The organism is Paraburkholderia nodosa, assembly GCF_001718195.1.
GTDB classification, from domain to species: Bacteria; Pseudomonadota; Gammaproteobacteria; order Burkholderiales; family Burkholderiaceae; genus Paraburkholderia; species Paraburkholderia nodosa_A.
Window position 1 is genome coordinate 1 of sequence record NZ_MCNV01000017.1, and the last position, 17,412, is coordinate 17,412.

At 64.5% G+C, this 17,412-nt stretch carries 13 protein-coding genes and 1 pseudogene; 4 read left to right on the forward strand and 10 right to left on the reverse strand.

Annotated features, from left to right (window positions below; translation table 11 throughout):
* Positions 1–196, forward strand: a pseudogene (locus BFD71_RS25230) (IS481 family transposase); the annotation flags it as partial.
* A gap of 162 nt (positions 197–358) precedes the next feature.
* Here BFD71_RS25230 and fdhA read toward each other — a convergent pair.
* From fdhA to BFD71_RS25270, 8 genes are all read right to left on the reverse strand, one after another.
* Complete coding sequence (gene fdhA, locus BFD71_RS25235) at positions 359–1,555, reverse strand: formaldehyde dehydrogenase, glutathione-independent (RefSeq protein ID WP_069267059.1); 1,197 nt, start codon at positions 1,553–1,555, stop codon at positions 359–361.
* Positions 1,556–1,730: 175 nt separating this feature from the next.
* Positions 1,731–2,225 carry a dihydroneopterin aldolase gene (locus tag BFD71_RS25240; protein ID WP_083245461.1) on the reverse strand — a complete coding sequence of 165 codons (495 nt, stop codon included), beginning with the start codon at positions 2,223–2,225 and terminating at the stop codon, positions 1,731–1,733.
* The gene (locus BFD71_RS25245; protein ID WP_069267060.1) at positions 2,222–2,857 is read right to left on the reverse strand and encodes a sarcosine oxidase subunit gamma; all 636 of its coding nucleotides are present in this window, start codon (positions 2,855–2,857) and stop codon (positions 2,222–2,224) included. Before BFD71_RS25245 ends, BFD71_RS25240 begins: the two co-directional genes overlap by 4 nt.
* A complete protein-coding gene (locus BFD71_RS25250) occupies positions 2,847–5,855 on the reverse strand; it encodes a sarcosine oxidase subunit alpha family protein (RefSeq protein WP_069267061.1) in 3,009 nt (1,002 codons plus the stop codon). Before BFD71_RS25250 ends, BFD71_RS25245 begins: the two co-directional genes overlap by 11 nt.
* Positions 5,852–6,154, reverse strand: a complete 303-nt coding sequence (locus BFD71_RS25255) for a sarcosine oxidase subunit delta (protein WP_069267062.1) — start codon at positions 6,152–6,154, stop codon at positions 5,852–5,854. Before BFD71_RS25255 ends, BFD71_RS25250 begins: the two co-directional genes overlap by 4 nt.
* A 68-nt stretch (positions 6,155–6,222) precedes the next feature.
* Positions 6,223–7,467, reverse strand: coding sequence for a sarcosine oxidase subunit beta family protein (locus tag BFD71_RS25260; protein ID WP_042260300.1), 1,245 nt, complete (start codon positions 7,465–7,467; stop codon positions 6,223–6,225).
* Between the two features lie 38 nt (positions 7,468–7,505).
* Entirely contained in the window at positions 7,506–8,891 is a 1,386-nt protein-coding gene (locus BFD71_RS25265) for an L-serine ammonia-lyase (protein ID WP_069267063.1), read from the reverse strand.
* A gap of 203 nt (positions 8,892–9,094) precedes the next feature.
* The gene (locus BFD71_RS25270; protein WP_069267064.1) at positions 9,095–10,237 is read right to left on the reverse strand and encodes a porin; all 1,143 of its coding nucleotides are present in this window, start codon (positions 10,235–10,237) and stop codon (positions 9,095–9,097) included.
* Positions 10,238–10,583: 346 nt separating this feature from the next.
* On the opposite strand from BFD71_RS25270, the gene betI reads away from it, so the two are divergent.
* The 3 genes from betI to betA are packed head-to-tail and all read left to right on the forward strand — an operon-like array spanning position 10,584 to position 14,431.
* A complete protein-coding gene (gene betI, locus BFD71_RS25275) occupies positions 10,584–11,198 on the forward strand; it encodes a transcriptional regulator BetI (protein ID WP_069267065.1) in 615 nt (204 codons plus the stop codon).
* 18 nt (positions 11,199–11,216) lie between these two features.
* The gene (betB, locus tag BFD71_RS25280; RefSeq protein WP_069267066.1) at positions 11,217–12,686 is read left to right on the forward strand and encodes a betaine-aldehyde dehydrogenase; all 1,470 of its coding nucleotides are present in this window, start codon (positions 11,217–11,219) and stop codon (positions 12,684–12,686) included.
* An 11-nt stretch (positions 12,687–12,697) separates the two neighbouring features.
* The gene (gene betA / locus BFD71_RS25285; protein ID WP_069267067.1) at positions 12,698–14,431 is read left to right on the forward strand and encodes a choline dehydrogenase; all 1,734 of its coding nucleotides are present in this window, start codon (positions 12,698–12,700) and stop codon (positions 14,429–14,431) included.
* Positions 14,432–14,616: 185 nt separating this feature from the next.
* Here betA and BFD71_RS25290 read toward each other — a convergent pair whose 3' ends face one another.
* Both BFD71_RS25290 and BFD71_RS25295 read right to left on the reverse strand, forming a co-directional pair.
* Complete coding sequence (locus BFD71_RS25290; RefSeq protein ID WP_069267068.1) at positions 14,617–16,263, reverse strand: APC family permease; 1,647 nt, start codon at positions 16,261–16,263, stop codon at positions 14,617–14,619.
* 99 nt (positions 16,264–16,362) lie between these two features.
* Positions 16,363–17,313, reverse strand: a complete 951-nt coding sequence (locus BFD71_RS25295) for a choline ABC transporter substrate-binding protein (protein ID WP_069267174.1) — start codon at positions 17,311–17,313, stop codon at positions 16,363–16,365.
* Between the last annotated feature and the right edge of the window lie 99 nt (positions 17,314–17,412).

Consider the following 17,412-nt stretch of genomic DNA (forward strand, 5'->3'; position numbering starts at 1 on the left):
ATATCGCAGCGACGACACGGTGGTACGCGTGGGGTGGAATGGAGAACTCCGTTTCCGGTGCCGGTGTTTCAAGGTTTCAAATGCGCTGCACAAGCTGCCGGTTGCGGTGCGCCCCAGCGCAGGAAGCGGCAACCGCTATGACCTGTTTTTCCTGCATCATCATTTCGGAACCATCAACCTGGACCATCCCGAATGAGCGGATCATGTGTTACCCATGTCCCCGCACACCTGTTACCCATGTCTCCGGTCCATACACCGCCGCAAAGAAAGTAGGTGCCGCCCCGCACAGGGGCAACGCATGCATACCGACGCGAAAACAGGAAAACCACAAAAAAAGGCCAAAAGCCAAAACTAAAAATTAAGCGGCCAACAACCCATGCGGATCAATCACAAACTTCCGCGGCGCACCGCCATCAAACTTTTTATACCCCTCAGGCGCCTCATCAAGCGAAATAACCGAAACATTAACGATCTTGGCGATCGGCAACCGATCAAACAAAATCGCCTGCATGAGATTCCGGTTGTACTTGAGCACAGGCGTTTGCCCTGTATGGAAAGTATGCGACTTGGCCCAACCAAGCCCGAAGCGGATGCTCAGGCTGCCATGCTGCGCGGCCACATCGCGTGCACCCGGATCGTCCGTCACATACAACCCAGGAATACCGATCATGCCTGCGGGCCGCGTGATTTCCATCAGCGAATTGAGCACCGTGGCCGGCGCCTCTTCCGAGTGACCGGAAGCGCCATGCCCGTGGGCTTCGAAGCCCACGCAATCCACCGCGCAATCGATTTCCGGCTTGCCGAGAATCTGTTCGATCTGCTCGCCGAGCGTTGCGTCTTTCGAAAGATCGACCACTTCGAAGCCCATCGCCTTCGCATGCGCGAGCCGCTCCGCATTGATGTCGCCGACGATCGTGCAGGCCGCGCCAAGCAAACGCGCCGACGCCGCAGCCGCCATCCCCACTGGACCCGCGCCCGCGATATAAACGGTCGAGCCCGGCTTCACGCCCGCCGTGACCGCGCCGTGATAGCCCGTGGGCAGAATGTCGGATAGGCAGGTGAGATCGCGAATCTTCGACATCGCCTGATCGCGGTCCGGAAACTTCAGCAGGTTGAAATCGGCATACGGCACGAGCACGTATTCGGCCTGGCCGCCAATCCAGCCGCCCATGTCGACATAGCCGTAAGCACCGCCCGCGCGCGACGGATTCACGTTCAGGCAAACACCGGTGTGCTGCTCGCGGCACATCGCACAGCGCCCGCAAGCCACGTTGAACGGCACGGAAACGAGGTCGCCGATCTTCAGCGTTTCGACGTCGTTGCCCACCTCCACCACTTCGCCAGTAATCTCATGACCCAGCACGAGGCCGACGGGCGCCGTCGTGCGCCCGCGCACCATATGCTGGTCCGAGCCGCAGATATTCGTGCTGACTACCTTCAGAATGACGCCATGGCCGATCGAGCGCCCGCTCGGATCGACCATCTTCGGATACGCGATGTTCTGCACCTCGACTTTGCCCGGCCCTTGATACACGACGCCTCGATTACCGCTCATCTCGCTGTCTCCTGTTCGATGCAGCTCGCAACGCTGCTCACTAGATGGCGTTGCCTTGCGCAAACTGCACGCAAGACAACGGTGCTTCGAGCGTAGCCTGAGCGCCGCAGACGACGATGTGCAAGAAGCGACGCGCCCTTGCTTTGCGCCGACATCCGGCTACGCGTCTTGCCTGCTACTGCCCACTCCCGTCGGCCCGTATCCATTGCCGATAGTCGGCGCGCGTCCAGTCGAGCCCCACGCCCACGCGACGCGTACCCGGCCGGATCTTCGGCTTGTGCACCGCGAGCCTGAGCGTTTCCAGCGCGGGCCATTCGCGAAACGAAAACGCCGCCATGTCCGCCACCAGCGTTTCGAGCAGCCGCGTATGCGGCTTGCGCCCGAGAAAGTCGGCAAGGCGCGTGCAATAGCCGTCGTAGTCGATCCAGTCGCCCGCTTCACCCGTCGCGTTCTTTTCGTGCGGCATGCAGCGATAGCCGAGCTGCGCGTCGATCACGAGCGGCTGCGGGGAACCGTGCTCGTGCGGATAGATACCGATGCGCGCCGGCACGCTCAACGCTTCGACAAATACGCTCCAGCCGCGCCCGAGCGGCGCGTCGTGTGCGCCGAGCGCACCGATTGCGCCCAGCGCGCCAAGCGCCGGCTCGAACGCTGCATCGACGATCTTCATGGCGCGACCGACGCCGCGGCGTCGACCATGATGCGGCAGAAATAATCGGCGAAGCTGCGGCGCACGACGATTTCGAAGCGGTCGTCGCCCGTAGGAATCAGCATGATCGAAGCCTTGAAATACACGCTCTGCGCGCATTGACCCGGCTTGAAGAGGCGCGGATGCAGGTCGAGCGGGCAGCCGCGCGAGAGCACGTCGCGCGCCCGCGTGCCTTCGATCTCGATCACCGTGTTGCCGCTGCCGACGTCCACGGCCGCCGCATAGGCATCGCCGAGCACGGGGGTCAGCTTCGCTTCGAGCATGCCCGTTTGCACAGGCGCGAGCGAGCGCACGAGCCATTCGTCGGGTCCGAGCCAGAGCACGTCGTAGTGGTCGCTGCGCGCGACGGTGTTCGGCGCGGCCGGCGGCTCGCAGCCAACCACGCCGGCGAACGCCGCGACGAACGCCGGGTCGCTCAATTCGCCGCGCACGTTCACGAGGTCACGAAACGGCAGCTCACGCATGGCGAACGCTTTCGAGGCACGTCCCTCCTGCGCCTTGACCAGATCCGCGGCACCGATGAGCGGCGACTCCAGGCGCACACCGACGACGCGCTCCGCGACCGGCAGGGGGTCTTTCGTTTCATTCAACATGCTGACGCACTCCTTCCGTGTCGTAGAAAATCGGGCTCGCGATCTGCGCGCTCACGCGCCGGCCATCGGCCATGGGAATCACCACGCGCTCGCCCATCTTGTTCAAGCCGCCCTTCACGACCGCCAGCGCGATGGAACGCTGCAGGATCGGGCTGTAGTAGCTCGACGTCACGTGACCGATCATCGGCGTCGTGCCGTCGGCGCGCGCATGCGCATCCGGTGCGATGATCTGGCCGCCTTCGGGCAGCACGTATTGCGCATCGTCGGTCAGCAGTCCGACGAACTGCTTGCGGTTTTCCTTCGCCGTATCCGAGCGCTTGAGCGAGCGGCGACCGAGGAAGTCCTTCGTCTGCGAGACGAGACCGCCCATGCCGAGATCGAAAGGCGTGACCGAGCCGTCCGTGTCCTGACCCACGATGATGTAGCCCTTCTCGGCACGCAGCACGTGCATCGTCTCCGTGCCGTACGGCGTGATGTCGAACTCGGCGCCGGCCTCCATCAGTGCTTCCCAGACGGCGCGGCCTGCATTGGCCGGCACGTTCACTTCATAGGCCAGCTCGCCCGAGAAGCTGATACGCATGACGCGCGACTTCACGCCCGCGACCGTGCCGTTGCGATACGACATGAACGGGAACGCGGCGTTGTCGAAGTCGATGTCCTTGCATACCTTCTGCAGCACCTTGCGGCTCTTCGGGCCGACCACGGCGAACGTCGCCCAGTGGTCGGTGACGGAAGCGAGACGCACCTTCATGTCGGGCCACTCGGTCTGCAGCCAGCGTTCGAGCCACGTGAGCACACGCGCCGCGCCGCCCGTGGTCGTCGTCATCATGTAGTGCTGCTCGCCGAGGCGCACCGTCACGCCGTCGTCGAACACCATGCCGTTTTCGTCGAGCATCAGGCCGTAACGGCACTTGCCCACTTCGAGCTTGAGCCACGGGTTCGTATAGACCCAGTTGAGCAGCTTCGCGGCGTCGGGGCCTTGAATGTCGATCTTGCCCAGCGTGGAAGCATCGAGAATACCGACGCTGTTGCGCACCGCAAGACACTCGCGCCTCACGGCCGCGTGCAGATTCTCCCCGCTTTTCGGGTAGTACCACGGGCGCTTCCAGTTGCCCACGTCCTCGAATTCCGCGCCATGCTGCACGTGCCACTCGTGAATGCAGGTCTTGCGGATCGGGTCGAGCATGTCGCCGAGTTCGCGCCCTGCGAACGTGCCGAACGTGACAGGCGTGTAGTTCGGGCGGAACGTCGTCGTGCCTGTCTCGGGAATCGTCTTGCCGAGCGCGCTGGCGAGAATCGCCATGCCGTTGATATTGCCGAGCTTGCCCTGGTCGGTGCCGAAGCCCATGGCCGTGTAACGCTTCACGTGCTCGACCGACTCGAAGCCTTCGCGCGCGGCGAGCAGAATGTCCGCTGCCGAGACGTCGTTCTGAAAGTCGACGAATTGCTTCGGCCCGCGCGCCGCATCCTTGCGACTGCCCACGAGCCACAGCGCCTGCAGCGGCGTCTCTTCGACCTCGGCTGCCCTGGGCACAGCGGGCCGCTTGAGCGGGAAGCCGAGCGACTTCGCCGCGTCGATGCCGCCGTCCACGCCCTGCACGAGCGCGCGGGCAAGCCCGAATTCGCCCACTGCCGCCCCAACGCTCACTTCCTCCTGCACGCGCTTGCCGGGCAGGAAGCACGCCTTCGCGTCGCTCCAGTGCGCCTTGCCGCCCGACTGTGCGAAGAGGTGCAGCACCGGGCTGAAGCCGCCCGATACCGCAACGAGATCGCATGCAAGCGTGGCCTGCTGCGCGCCGGCCTGCCCGTTCGTGTAGCCCACCACGTCGACTGAGCTCACGCGCTGCTTGCCATGCGCACAGTTGATGGCCGCGTTGTACATCACCTTCACGCCCTGGCGGCGCGCGGTGGCCTGCAATGCGCCGTTGCCCTGGGCGCGCCCATCGACGACCGTGACGGTCGCGCCGCATGCCTTCAGATCGAGCGCACAACGGTAGCCCGCGTCGTTGTTCGTGAAGACGACCGCATTGCGGCCCGGCAACACGCCATAGCGATGGATATACGTCGAGACCGCCGAGGCCAGCATGATGCCCGGCAGATCGTTGTTGCCGAACACGATGGGACGCTCGTGCGCACCGGTGGCGAGAATCACCCGCCTGGCGCGGATTTTCCACAACAGCTCGCGCGTGCCCTGGCGCGTGGAAACCGGCAGATGCTCGGTCAAACGCTGCGTCACGGTCACGAGATTGTGATCCTGATAGCCGAACGCCGTGCTGCGCGACAGGATCTTCACGTCGGGCATCTGCTTGAGTTCGGCTTCGATCTTCTCGACCCAATTGAGCGCAGGACGGCCGTCGATCTCGGCCTTGCACGACAGCAGGCTGCCGCCCAGTTCGCGCTGGTCGTCCACCAGAATCACGCGTGCGCCGGTTGCGCCCGCCGTATGCGCGGCCGCGAGGCCGGCGGGGCCGCCGCCCACCACGAGGACATCGCAATGCGCGAAGCATTTGTCGTAGCGGTCGGCGTCGCGCACTTCGGGCGCTTTGCCGAGACCCGCGGCGTCGCGAATCTTTTCCTCGTATTTCGGCCACCATTTGCGCGGCCACATGAAGGTCTTGTAGTAAAAGCCCGCCGGCAGAAAGCGCGAGAACTTCTGGTTGATCGCCATGCGATCGTTTTCGAGGCTGGGCTCGGCGTTCACGCTCGTCGCGACGAGTCCCTGGTACAACTCGACTTCGGTCGCGCGCGCATTGGGGACCGTATACGCGCCGCGCTCGAGCTGCACGATAGCGTTCGGCTCGGCCACGTCCGCCGTCATGATGCCGCGCGGGCGATGGTACTTGAAGCTGCGCGCGACGAAATGCACGTCGTTGGCGAGCAGCGCCGAGGCCAGCGTGTCGCCCTGAAAGCCCTGATACGTGCGGCCATTGAACGTGAAGTTCAGCGGAATCGCGCGGTTCACGCGCCCACCGGCGCCGAGGCGGTTCTTCTGGCTCATCGCTGCGTGCTCCCTTGCTTGTCGCCTTGCGCCCCATTTGCTGCGCCGAAGGTTTCGTAAGACTGAATCTCGTAGGTGACGGTGTCGCGCGTCGCCATGAACCAGCGGCGGCAGCCCTGCGCGTGCAGCCACTGCTCTTTATGCACCCCGCGTGGGTTGTGACGCATGAAGAGGTAGTCGCCCCACTCCTTGTCGGTGAGCTTGTCGGTGTCGAGCGGACGCACGATTTCGGCTTCGCCGCCGCACGTGAACTCGACTTCGGCGCGGGGACCGCACCACGGGCATTCAATGATCAACATGTTTGGATCTCCTGTCGACCAGAGTTGGCGCTTCAGCGCCTTACTCTGGTCCCATGCAACGAAGTTGCCTAGTGCGCGACGGCGGCTGCGCCGTGTTCGTCGATCAGATGGCCGGTATAGAAGCGGTCCAGCGAGAACGGCGCGTTGAGCGGATGCGGCTCGTCCTTCGCAATGGTGTGCGCGAACACCCAGCCCGAGCCCGGCGTCGCCTTGAAGCCGCCGGTGCCCCAGCCGCAGTTGAAATAGAGACCCTTCACGTCGGTCTTGCTGATGATCGGGCAGGCGTCCGGCGAAACGTCGACAATGCCGCCCCACTGCCGGTTCATGCGCACACGCGAGAACACCGGGAACATTTCGACAATGGCCTGCAGCGTGCCTTCGATGATGTGGAAGCTGCCGCGCTGGCCGAAACCGGTGTACTGGTCCACGCCCGCGCCGATCACGAGATCGCCCTTGTCGGACTGGCTGATATAGGCGTGCACCGCGTTCGACATGATCACGGTGTTCACGACCGGCTTGATCGGCTCCGACACCAGCGCCTGCAGCGGGTGGCTTTCCAGCGGCAGGCGCACGCCGGCCATGTCCGCGAGCGTCGTGGTGTTGCCCGCCGCCACCACGGCGACCTTCTTCGCCTTGATGAAACCCTTCGACGTATCCACCCCGGTCACGCGCGCGCCGTCGCGGCGAATGCCCGTCACCTGGCAGTTCTGGATGATGTCCACGCCGTGCTGGTCCGCGCCGCGCGCGAAGCCCCACGCCACGGCGTCGTGGCGCGCCACGCCCGCGCGGCGCTGGATCGAGGCGCCCAGCACGGGGTAGCGGCTGTTCAGGTTGATGGTCGGCTCGATTTCCTTGATCTGCTCGGGCGTGAGGAATTCGGCGTCCACGCCGTTCAGGCGGTTCGCGTTCACGCGGCGCTCGGTATCGCGCACGTCCTGCAGCGTATGCGCGAGATTCATCACGCCGCGCTGGCTGAACATCACGTTGTAGTTGAGGTCTTGCGAGAGCCCTTCCCAGAGCTTCATCGCCTTTTCATAGAGCGCCGCCGACTCGTCCCAAAGATAGTTCGAGCGCACGATGGTCGTGTTGCGCGCCGTGTTGCCGCCGCCGATCCAGCCCTTCTCCAGAATCGCGACGTTCTTCACGCCGTGCTCTTTCGCGAGGTAATAGGCCGTTGCGAGACCATGCCCGCCGCCGCCGACGATCACCACGTCGTACTCCTTCTTCGGCTCCGGGCTTCTCCACTGCCGCTCCCAGTTCTCGTGATACGACAACCCGTTGCGGAACAGACTGAATATCGAATAGCGGCTCATCTCGCAGACCCCTTGTTGCGCGTTACCATTAGCTTCAGTTAGCACTCGATGACGTTCACGGCGAGACCACCGCGCGACGTCTCCTTGTATTTCGTCTTCATGTCGGCACCCGTTTCGCGCATCGTCTTGATGACGTTGTCGAGCGTGACGTAATGCTCGCCGTTGCCCTTGAGCGCCATGCGCGCGGCATTGATCGCCTTGATCGCGCCCATGGCGTTGCGCTCGATGCAGGGAATCTGCACGAGGCCGCCCACGGGGTCGCAGGTCATGCCGAGGTTGTGCTCCATGCCGATTTCGGCGGCGTTCTCCACCTGGCGCGGCGTGCCGCCCATGACGGCAGCGAGCGCCGCGGCGGCCATCGAGCACGCCACGCCCACTTCGCCCTGGCAGCCCACTTCGGCGCCCGAGATCGACGCCGTTTCCTTGTAGATGATGCCGATGGCCGCGGCCGTGAGCAGGAAGTTGGCGATGCCGTCTTCGTTTGCGCCCGCCACGAACTTCACGTAGTAGTGCAGCACCGCGGGAATCACGCCCGCCGCGCCGTTCGTGGGCGCCGTGACGACGCGGCCGCCCGCCGCGTTCTCTTCGTTCACGGCCATGGCGTAGAGATTGACCCAGTCGAGCATCGACAGCGGATCGCGCAGCGACTCCTCGGAGCGCGAACGCAGATGCACCGAGAGATCGGCGGCGCGGCGCTTCACCTGCATCGGGCCGGGCAGCTCGCCATGCATCTTGCAGCCGCGCTCCACGCAGGCGGCCATCGCGCGCCAGATCACGAGCAGCCCTTCGCGCACGTCCTCCGGCGAACGTGCCGCGCATTCGTTCGCAAAGGTGACGTCGGCGATCGACCGGCCGCTCTCGTTGCACACGCGCAGCAGGTCGTCGCCGGTGCGGAACGGATACGGCACCTCGCGTCCGCTGCGCACGCCGTTCACGCGGTCGCCGTCGCGGTTCACGACGAAGCCGCCGCCCACCGAGTAGTACTCCTTTTCGACGAGCAGCTGCCCGTTTTCGTCGAAGGCCTGAAAACGCATGCCGTTCGGATGCAGTGTGTTCGCGCCGCCCATCGTCTTGCGAAAGAAGCCAACGCACTCCTTCTCGTCGAAGCGGATGGTCTGCTTGCCGAGCAGCACGAGCGTCTTCTCGCGGCGCATGGCGGCGAGGCGCGGCTCGATCTGGTCAGGGTCGATCGAGTCGGGCAAGTTGCCTTCGAGGCCGAGCAGCACCGCCTTGTCAGTGCCGTGGCCCTTGCCCGTCGCGCCGAGCGAGCCGTACAGCTCGACCTTGACGCGACACACAAAGGCGAGCAGATTGGCGTCCTCGATGTGGGACGCGAAGCGGCACGCGGCAACCATCGGGCCGACCGTATGCGAGCTGGACGGACCGATCCCGATCTTGAACAGGTCGAAAACGCTGACGTTCATCTGACTTCCCTTCGCGCTGAGCGCATGGATGAGCTTGAGTGCAAGTAGACCAAAGAGGCCGTGGTAGCCGATAGAACAAAAACGCCATCGCCGTTGGACGGCCTCGCCAGCCGGGGCTGCGGGCGACTCCGGCGGACGCAACGCCAGCGTTTAACCGCGGGTTTTCCCGACGTTTTGCCGCGGGAAAACACCCGCCTGCATGCTCAGAACTGATGACGCAAGCCAATGCGCACATCGGCCTGGGTGGTGGTGGAAGACGGCGCGAAGCTATAGCCGATCACCGCGTCCACACCCTGCGAGGCCTTGAGCCAGTCGCCTGAGATGTACACGTCCGTGCGCTTCGAAAGCAGGTAATGCATCCCCGCCGAAAGCTGGTTCCAGTGGTGGCCGTCGAAGTGGGTGTACTGGTAGCCGCCCGCCACGCTGAATGCGGGCGTCACCTGCCAGTTCGCGCCGCCCTCGCCCACCTGCATGTGCTCGCTCTCGCCGAACGCCTTGATCTGCGTGTACGTGAAAGCGCCCATGAGCGTGACGTCGCCGATGGCGTAGCTCGCGCCCGCGCCGAAGGTGGCCTGCTTGTCCACGGGGAACGGCGTCTCCGAGTAGAGCGAGCTAACCGCGCCGGTGGCGGGATCGACGCTCACAGTCGGCCTGCCAAAGAACGTGCGCACGCCGATCATGTTGTACGGGTCGAACGCGTAGATGCCCGATGGGTTGTTCAGCTGCGTGTAGGCGGTGCCCATCGCGAACGGGCCGTTCTGGTACTGCGCGCCCACGCTCCAGGCGCTGCCGGTGTGAAAGTCGCCTGGCGTGTTACTGAACGAGTACATGCCGCCGAACTGGAATCCGCCGAACGTGTTCGACATGAACTTCACGGCGTTCGGCAGATGGTCGCCGTTCATGCGGTCGAAGTCGCCCTGGTTGATTGCGTAGCCGCTCGCCCACGCCGTGACGTTGTAGAGGTAGACGAACTCTTGCGTCATATCGGCCTGATTGCCGAACGTGAGCGCGCCCCAATCGTTCTGGAGTCCGACATAAGCGAGGCGACCAAAGAGTGAGCCCCCGTTGGCGATCTGTCCGTTGCCGAGGTGAAAGCCGCTCTCCAGCTGGAACACGGCCTTCAACCCGCCGCCGAGATCCTCGGTGCCCTTGAGACCCCAGCGGTTCGACTGCGCAATGCCATCGTCGAATTTCACTTGATGCGAGCCGCCCGCATTGCTCACATAGGTCACGCCCGCGTCGATGATCCCGTACAGGGTGACGCTGCTTTGGGCATGGCTCGCGGCCGAGACAGCGCTCAATGTCACCGCGATGCCGCTCAGTGCCACCGCTTTCAGTTTTCTCATGGTGTCGGGTCTCTCTGGTCTGGCGATACAGGTTGTCGGGCCGCGCGGGCAACGCGTGACGCCCTGCGCGGTGGATCAAAACGTACAAGTCCAAATCTCGACCGACTTGCGCAGACACGACACGCGCTGGCGCTAACGCGACACGCCAACCAGCGAAAAACCCCTGTAAAACAGGCGCAATCCGTTATCCGGCGGGCCTCGCAGGGCGTTCCGGCGAGGCGATCATCGGTAATCCGACGCGGACTTTGTAAAATCCGCCGATCCCGCCATTTCTACGTTTTTATTGATTGAACATTCAATAAAAAATACCTAAAGTGGAAACCTCCCCGAATCGCCCGGAATCACCATGCCCAAGATCGGAATGCGCGACGTGCGCCGCGCGCAACTCATCGACGCCACCTTGCAATCGATCGACCAGTCGGGTCTTTCCGGCACCACGCTCGCCACCGTGGCGCAGCACGCGAAGATTTCGACTGGCATCGTCAGTCACTATTTCGGCGGCAAGGACGGCCTGCTCGAAGCCACCATGCGCCACGTGCTGCACGACCTCTGGGAGGCCACGGTGCGGCGTCGGCTCGCCGCGAAAGACGAACCGCGTGCGCGCTTGCGCGCCATCGTCGCGGCTAATTTCGACGTCTCGCAGGTGAATGCACCCGTCATGAAGACCTGGCTCGCGTTCTGGGCAGAGAGCATGCATCAGCCCGCGCTGCGCCGGCTGCAGCGCGTCAACACGCGGCGGCTCCATTCGAACCTCTGCGCGGAGTTCGAAAAGGTGTTGCCAGGGGCCGCGGCCCGGCGCGCCGCAAGCGGACTCGCTGCGTTGATCGACGGCCTCTGGCTGCGCGGCGCGCTCACGGGCGAACCGTTCGACACGAAGGCCGCGCTGCGCGTGGCCAACGACTACATCGACCTGCTGCTCGAAGCGCGCGCCAAGCCGCGCTCAGGCAAGTCAGGCAAATAACTCGGCCCGGAGCCAACGATGTCCCACTTTCCCCTGCAACGCCTCTTCATCGACGGCACCTACACCGACGCCACCAGCGGCGAAACGTTCGACACCTACGATCCCGCCACCTGCGCCAGGCTCGCCACGGTCCAGCACGCAAGCGCCGCCGATATCGACCGCGCCGTGCAGTCGGCCCGCAACGGCCAGCGCGTCTGGGCTGCCATGACGGCCATGCAGCGCTCGCGCGTGCTGCGGCGCGCGGTCGAGTTGCTACGCGAACGCAACGACGAACTCGCGGCGCTCGAAACCAGCGACACCGGCAAGCCCATCGCCGAAACGCGCAGCGTGGACATCGTCACCGGTGCCGACGTGATCGAGTACTACGCGGGCCTCGCGCCCGCGCTCGAAGGCCAGCAAATCCCGCTGCGCGAAAGCGCGTTCGTCTACACGCGGCGCGAGCCGCTGGGCGTCACGGCGGGCATCGGCGCCTGGAACTATCCGTTGCAGATCGCCTGCTGGAAATCGGCGCCCGCGCTCGCCGCCGGCAACGCGATGATCTTCAAGCCGAGCGAGATCACGCCGCTTTCGGCCTCGAAGCTCGCCGAGATCTATATCGAGGCGGGCGTGCCGCCTGGCGTGTTCAACGTGGTCCACGGCGACGGCCGTGTGGGCGCCATGCTGAGCGTGCATCCCGGCATCGAGAAGATTTCGTTTACGGGCGGCGTCGAAACGGGCAAGAAGGTCATGGCGGCCGCGGGCGGCTCCACGCTCAAGGAAGTCACGATGGAACTGGGCGGCAAGTCGCCGCTCATCGTCTTCGAAGACGCCGACCTCGAGCGCGCCGCCGATATCGCCGTGACCGCCAACTTCTTCAGCGCGGGCCAGGTATGCACCAACGCCACGCGCGTGTTCGTCCATCAATCGGTCATTGCCGCGTTCGAGGCTCTCGTGCTCGAGCGCGTGAAGCGCATCCGCGTGGGCAACCCCGCCGATCCCGCCACCAACTTCGGGCCGCTCGCGAGCGCCGCGCAGCTCGACAAGGTGCTCGGCTATATCGAGAGCGGCAAGCGCGAAGGCGCGCGGCTGCTCGCGGGCGGCGCGCGCCTCACGCAGGGCGACTTCGCGCGCGGCCAGTACGTGCAGCCCACCGTGTTCTCCGGTTGCCGCGACGACATGCGCATCGTGCAGGAGGAAATCTTCGGGCCGGTGATGAGCATTCTTGCCTTCGCCAACGAAGTCGAAGTGATCGCACGTGCCAACGAATCGCTTTACGGCCTGGCCGCCGGTGTCGTGACCGAAAGCCTCTCTCGGGCGCACCGCGTGATTCATCGGCTCGAAGCCGGCATCTGCTGGATCAATACCTGGGGCGAGTCGCCCGCCGAAATGCCCGTGGGCGGCTACAAGCAGTCGGGCGTGGGCCGCGAAAACGGCATCACCACGCTCGAGCACTACACGCGCATCAAATCCGTCCAGGTGGAACTGGGACCGTATCAGCCCGTTTTCTGAGGGAGTCCTGCATGGCAGCGCAAGAGTACGACTACATCATCATCGGCGCGGGATCGGCGGGCAACGTCCTTGCCGCGCGCCTCACCGAGGACCGCGACGCGACGGTGCTGCTGCTCGAAGCGGGCGGCCCCGACTACCGCTTCGATTTCCGCACGCAGATGCCCGCGGCGCTCGCCTACCCGTTGCAAGGCCGCCGCTACAACTGGGCCTACGAGACCGATCCCGAGCCGCACATGAACAACCGGCGCATGGAATGCGGGCGCGGCAAGGGCCTGGGCGGATCGTCGCTCATCAACGGCATGTGCTATATCCGCGGCAATGCGCTCGACTACGACGGCTGGGCCGAGCGCAAGGGGCTCGAGGACTGGAGCTATCTGGACTGCCTGCCCTATTTCCGCAAGGCCGAAACGCGCGACGTCGGCGCGAACGACTATCACGGCGGCGAAGGTCCCGTGCACGTGACGACGAGCAAGCCGGGCGTGAACCCGCTCTTCGAGGCGATGATCGAGGCGGGCGTGCAGGCGGGCTATGCGCGCACCGACGACCTCAACGGCTACCGCCAGGAAGGCTTCGGGCCGATGGACCGCACCGTGACCGCAAAAGGCCGGCGCGCGAGCACCGCGCGCGGCTATCTGGATCAGGCAAAGCATCGGCCCAACATCGACATCGTCACGCACGCGGTGACGGACCGCATTCTGTTCAGCGGCAAGCGGGCATGTGGCGTCGTCTTTCTCGACGGGCCCGCGCGTGTGACCCGCTACGCGCGCCGCGAAGTGCTGCTGTGTGCGGGTGCGATCGCCTCGCCGCAGATCCTGCAGCGCTCGGGCGTCGGTCCCGGTGCATGGCTGCGGGAACTCGACATTCCCATTGTGCTCGATCTGCCGGGCGTCGGGCAGAATCTTCAGGACCACCTGGAAATGTACATGCAGTACGAGTGCAAGGAGCCCGTCTCGCTCTACCCTGCGCTCCTCATGCGCAATCGACCGGCGATTGGCCTTGAATGGATGCTGCGCGGCACCGGCATTGGCGCGAGCAATCATTTCGAGGCGGGTGGCTTCATTCGCACGCGCGACGACGATCCGTGGCCGAACCTTCAGTATCACTTCCTGCCCGTCGCGATCAACTACAACGGCAGCAATGCGATCAAGATGCACGGCTTCCAGGCGCACGTGGGCTCGATGCGCTCGCCGAGCCGCGGGCGCGTGAAGCTGCGCTCGCGCGATCCGCGCCAGCATCCGTCGATCCTCTTCAACTACATGGCCGAAGCGCTCGACTGGCGCGAGTTCCGCGACGCAATTCGCATCACGCGCGAAATCATTGCGCAGCCCGCGCTCGACCGGTTTCGCGGACGCGAGTTGAACCCCGGCGCGGCGCTCAAGACCGACGCCGAGATCGATGCTTTCGTGCGCAACCGCGCGGAAACCGCCTATCACCCGTCGTGTTCGTGTGCGATGGGCTACGACGACATGGCGGTGGTGGACGGCGAAGGCCGCGTGCATGGACTCGACGGCCTGCGTGTCGTGGACGCGTCGATCATGCCGCGCATCACCACCGGCAACCTCAATGCGCCGACCATCATGATCGCGGAAAAGATCGCGGATCGCATCCGCGGGCGCGAGGCGCTTGCGCGATCGCATGCGCCGTATTTTGTGGCAAATGGGATGCCGGCACGGGGACCGGATTTTTCCGCGGCGGATGGCGCGTCGCGCAAGGAGAAAGTACGTGCACATAGCGTGACGCTTTAAGCAACGCTAATGGGCCAGAGTCGTCGCGCAAGGAGTTGCGCAGCGACTCTGGCTTTTTCTTCGGGTTCATCGAACATTCAGCGCGCGATCAGTCCTGTAAAAGGCACAGCAACAGGAAGAGCCAAAAAAAACGCGGCACCACGCGAGCACCCCGCCCGCACGATGCCGCCAACACTGAAGTCAACTCAGACCGACGCGGCCAGCCAATGCGAAACGGCAATCGTCAGCGCCGCCGCAACGAGCGCGCCATAAGGCGCAAGACTCAACCACCGGCTGCGCACCGGCACGCTCACTTCCATATCGAGCGCACTCCCCGCCGGAAACCGCCCGCGATCTTGCCAGTAATGCCGGAAAGCAAACACCGGCACGATCAGCAGCATGGCAATGAGGCCATCGCGCAGCGTCCCCTCGCCTTGCAGATTGGCGCCCGCGCCCACGAACACGAGATTCGCATAGCCGCACAGCGCACCGAGCGCGAGCAGCCACGTCGGGCAACGAAACGGCCGCGCCCAGGCGCTACGGTCCATGCAATGAATCCAGCCGGACTGAAGGTTCAGGAACACGAACAACATGTAGCAGACGTTCGAGATCGACAGCACCGTCATATAGTCCGACATCGCGAGCAGGATGAGATTGAAACCGAGATCGGTCCACATCGCCGCCGTCGGCGCGCCGTGCTCGTTCACGCGCGAGAGGTAGCGCGGCAGCCAGCCGTCCACCGACGCCTGATAGAGCGTGCGCGACGAACCCATCATCGACGTCATCACGATCAGCAAGATGGAAAGCATCAGCATCACCACCACGGCGTTGCCCACCCAGGCGCCGCCGCCCACCATCGCGGCCATCGCGGTGCCAACACCAGTGCCGTCGCCGATGCGCGGATCGAGCATCATCGCCGTACCCAGCGAGCCCTGAAACGCGAGCGGAACGAGCGTCATCACCACGAGGCAAAGCGCGCCCGACCAGAAGATCGCCCGCGCCGTATCGCGCCGCGGGTCGCGAAACTCGCGCGTGTAGCACACCGCCGTTTCGAAGCCGTACGATGCCCATCCCGCCATGAACATCGCGCCCAGCGCCATGACCACGCCCTGCCCGTTCCACGTGCCGAACACCGCCGCGGTGAGATTGCCGTGCGCGTCGTGGCCGAGCGGCAGCAGCGGAAACAGATGCTTGGCGGGAACATCGCCCGTGACGAAGGGCACGAGCCCGACGATCAAAAGCGGCGTGAGCGATGCGATGCCGAGAATCTTCTGCGTTTTCGCGGCCTTCGAAGCGCCGCTGTGCTGAAGCCGGAACGTGATGAGCAGGAACGCCGCGGCGATCAGGAACGTCGCGTTGATGCGCAGCGTGAGACCCGGCTTGATGAAGTCCAGGTTGGCGAGCGTCCAGTGCCACTGCAGGATGGCCGCTTCGGGCGCGAACAGCGTGGCGAGCGCGTAATTCGCGGCAAGTCCGCAGCCCAGCGCCAGCATGGGCGACCACGCGAGCCAGTTGCACCACACGGAAACCGGCGCGATCATCTTGCTGTAGCGGACCCAGCCGATTGCTCCGTACACCGAGGCACCGCCCGACTTGTGCGGAAAGAGCCCTGAAATCTCGGCGTAAGTGGCGCTTTGCACGAGGCCCATCGTGATCGATGCGATCCAGATGGCCCAGGCCGGCTGGCCGATGGTCGCGCAAACGCCGCCAATCGTGAACAGCACGCCCGCGGGCACGCCGCTCGTCACCCAGAACGCATCTTTCCATGTGAGGCCGCGCTGCAGCGCATGGCCATGACCGCCTCGTGCGGCGCTCTCCTCTGCGCCATGCGTACCGATTCCTGCTTGCTCCATCTGCCTCCTCCTCTTTTGAACGCTAATCAACCAAAATTGCCGCGCAAATAGGGATGTACCGCAGGGTTGTCCGCGGCTTTCGCCGCGGACAACGGCACGTCAGTGCACGCCCAGCGAGGCGCGCACGGCAGGCAGGCCCGGCTTGCCGTCGAGCGTGGTCACGCCGGCGAGCCAGTTGTCGAGCACCTGCGGGTTGCTGCGCAACCAGTCGGCGGCGGCCTTGTTGGGGTCCTCCTTGTTGGCGATCGGCACCATCAAATGGTTCTCGATGGCGGTCGTGAACTGCAGGTTGGAGACGAACTTCGCCACGTTCGGGCAGCGCGCGGCATAGTCGGGCGGTTCCGCGGTCAGCACGCGCGCCGCGCCGTAGTCAGGCCCGAACACCGCGTCGCCGCCCGAGAGATAGTCGATCTTCATCTGCACGTTCATGGGATGCGGCTCCCAGCCGAGGAACACGATCCATTGCTTCTCGCGCACGGCGCGGTTCACCTGCACGAGCATCCCCGCCTCGCTCGATTCGACGAGCTTGAATTTGCCGAGGCCGTACTGGTTCGCGCCGATCATCTTCTGGATCAGCGCATTGCCGTCGTTGCCGGGTTCGATGCCGTAGATGCGTCCTTGCAGTTTGTCCGCGTACTTCGCGATGTCCTGAAACGATTTGAGGCCGCCCTGGTAGACGTAATCGGGAACGGCAAGCGTGTATTTCGCGCCCGTGAGATTGGGCGTCGAGAGCACCTTGATCGAACCCGACTTCGTGAACGGCTCGATGATGGGGTCCATGGTCGGCGACCAGTAGCCGAGGAACACGTCGATCTGCTTGCTCTTGAGCCCTGCGAACGTGATCGGCACAGAGGCGATGGTCTTGGTCGGCGCATAGCCGAGCGCGCCGAGGATCGTCGACGCCACGCCCGTCGTCGCCGCGATATCGGTCCAGCCCACGTCGGCAAAGCGAACGTCCTTGCACGCGGTCGGATCGGCCGCGTAGGCGCTGGTGCAGAGAATGGCGGCGCACGCGAGCGCGCCTGTCTTAAGCAGGGGGAATCGGTACATCGTCATCTCCTCAGGAATCGAACTGCGTCGCAGGGTCATGAAGGCTCATGACACATGGTTGTCCGGCAAAAAGCCGACTAACGTAGCAATTGCGACGAG

Bases quoted from the DNA above. Each gene is read 5' to 3' on its own strand.
- fdhA (WP_069267059.1), bottom strand. From the start codon at position 1,555: ATGAGCGGTAATCGAGGCGTCGTGTATCAAGGGCCGGGCAAAGTCGAG.
- BFD71_RS25240 (WP_083245461.1), bottom strand. From the start codon at position 2,225: ATGAAGATCGTCGATGCAGCGTTCGAGCCGGCGCTTGGCGCGCTGGGC.
- BFD71_RS25245 (WP_069267060.1), bottom strand. From the start codon at position 2,857: ATGTTGAATGAAACGAAAGACCCCCTGCCGGTCGCGGAGCGCGTCGTC.
- BFD71_RS25250 (WP_069267061.1), bottom strand. From the start codon at position 5,855: ATGAGCCAGAAGAACCGCCTCGGCGCCGGTGGGCGCGTGAACCGCGCG.
- BFD71_RS25255 (WP_069267062.1), bottom strand. From the start codon at position 6,154: ATGTTGATCATTGAATGCCCGTGGTGCGGTCCCCGCGCCGAAGTCGAG.
- BFD71_RS25260 (WP_042260300.1), bottom strand. From the start codon at position 7,467: ATGAGCCGCTATTCGATATTCAGTCTGTTCCGCAACGGGTTGTCGTAT.
- BFD71_RS25265 (WP_069267063.1), bottom strand. From the start codon at position 8,891: ATGAACGTCAGCGTTTTCGACCTGTTCAAGATCGGGATCGGTCCGTCC.
- BFD71_RS25270 (WP_069267064.1), bottom strand. From the start codon at position 10,237: ATGAGAAAACTGAAAGCGGTGGCACTGAGCGGCATCGCGGTGACATTG.
- betI (WP_069267065.1), top strand. From the start codon at position 10,584: ATGCCCAAGATCGGAATGCGCGACGTGCGCCGCGCGCAACTCATCGAC.
- betB (WP_069267066.1), top strand. From the start codon at position 11,217: ATGTCCCACTTTCCCCTGCAACGCCTCTTCATCGACGGCACCTACACC.
- betA (WP_069267067.1), top strand. From the start codon at position 12,698: ATGGCAGCGCAAGAGTACGACTACATCATCATCGGCGCGGGATCGGCG.
- BFD71_RS25290 (WP_069267068.1), bottom strand. From the start codon at position 16,263: ATGGAGCAAGCAGGAATCGGTACGCATGGCGCAGAGGAGAGCGCCGCA.
- BFD71_RS25295 (WP_069267174.1), bottom strand. From the start codon at position 17,313: ATGTACCGATTCCCCCTGCTTAAGACAGGCGCGCTCGCGTGCGCCGCC.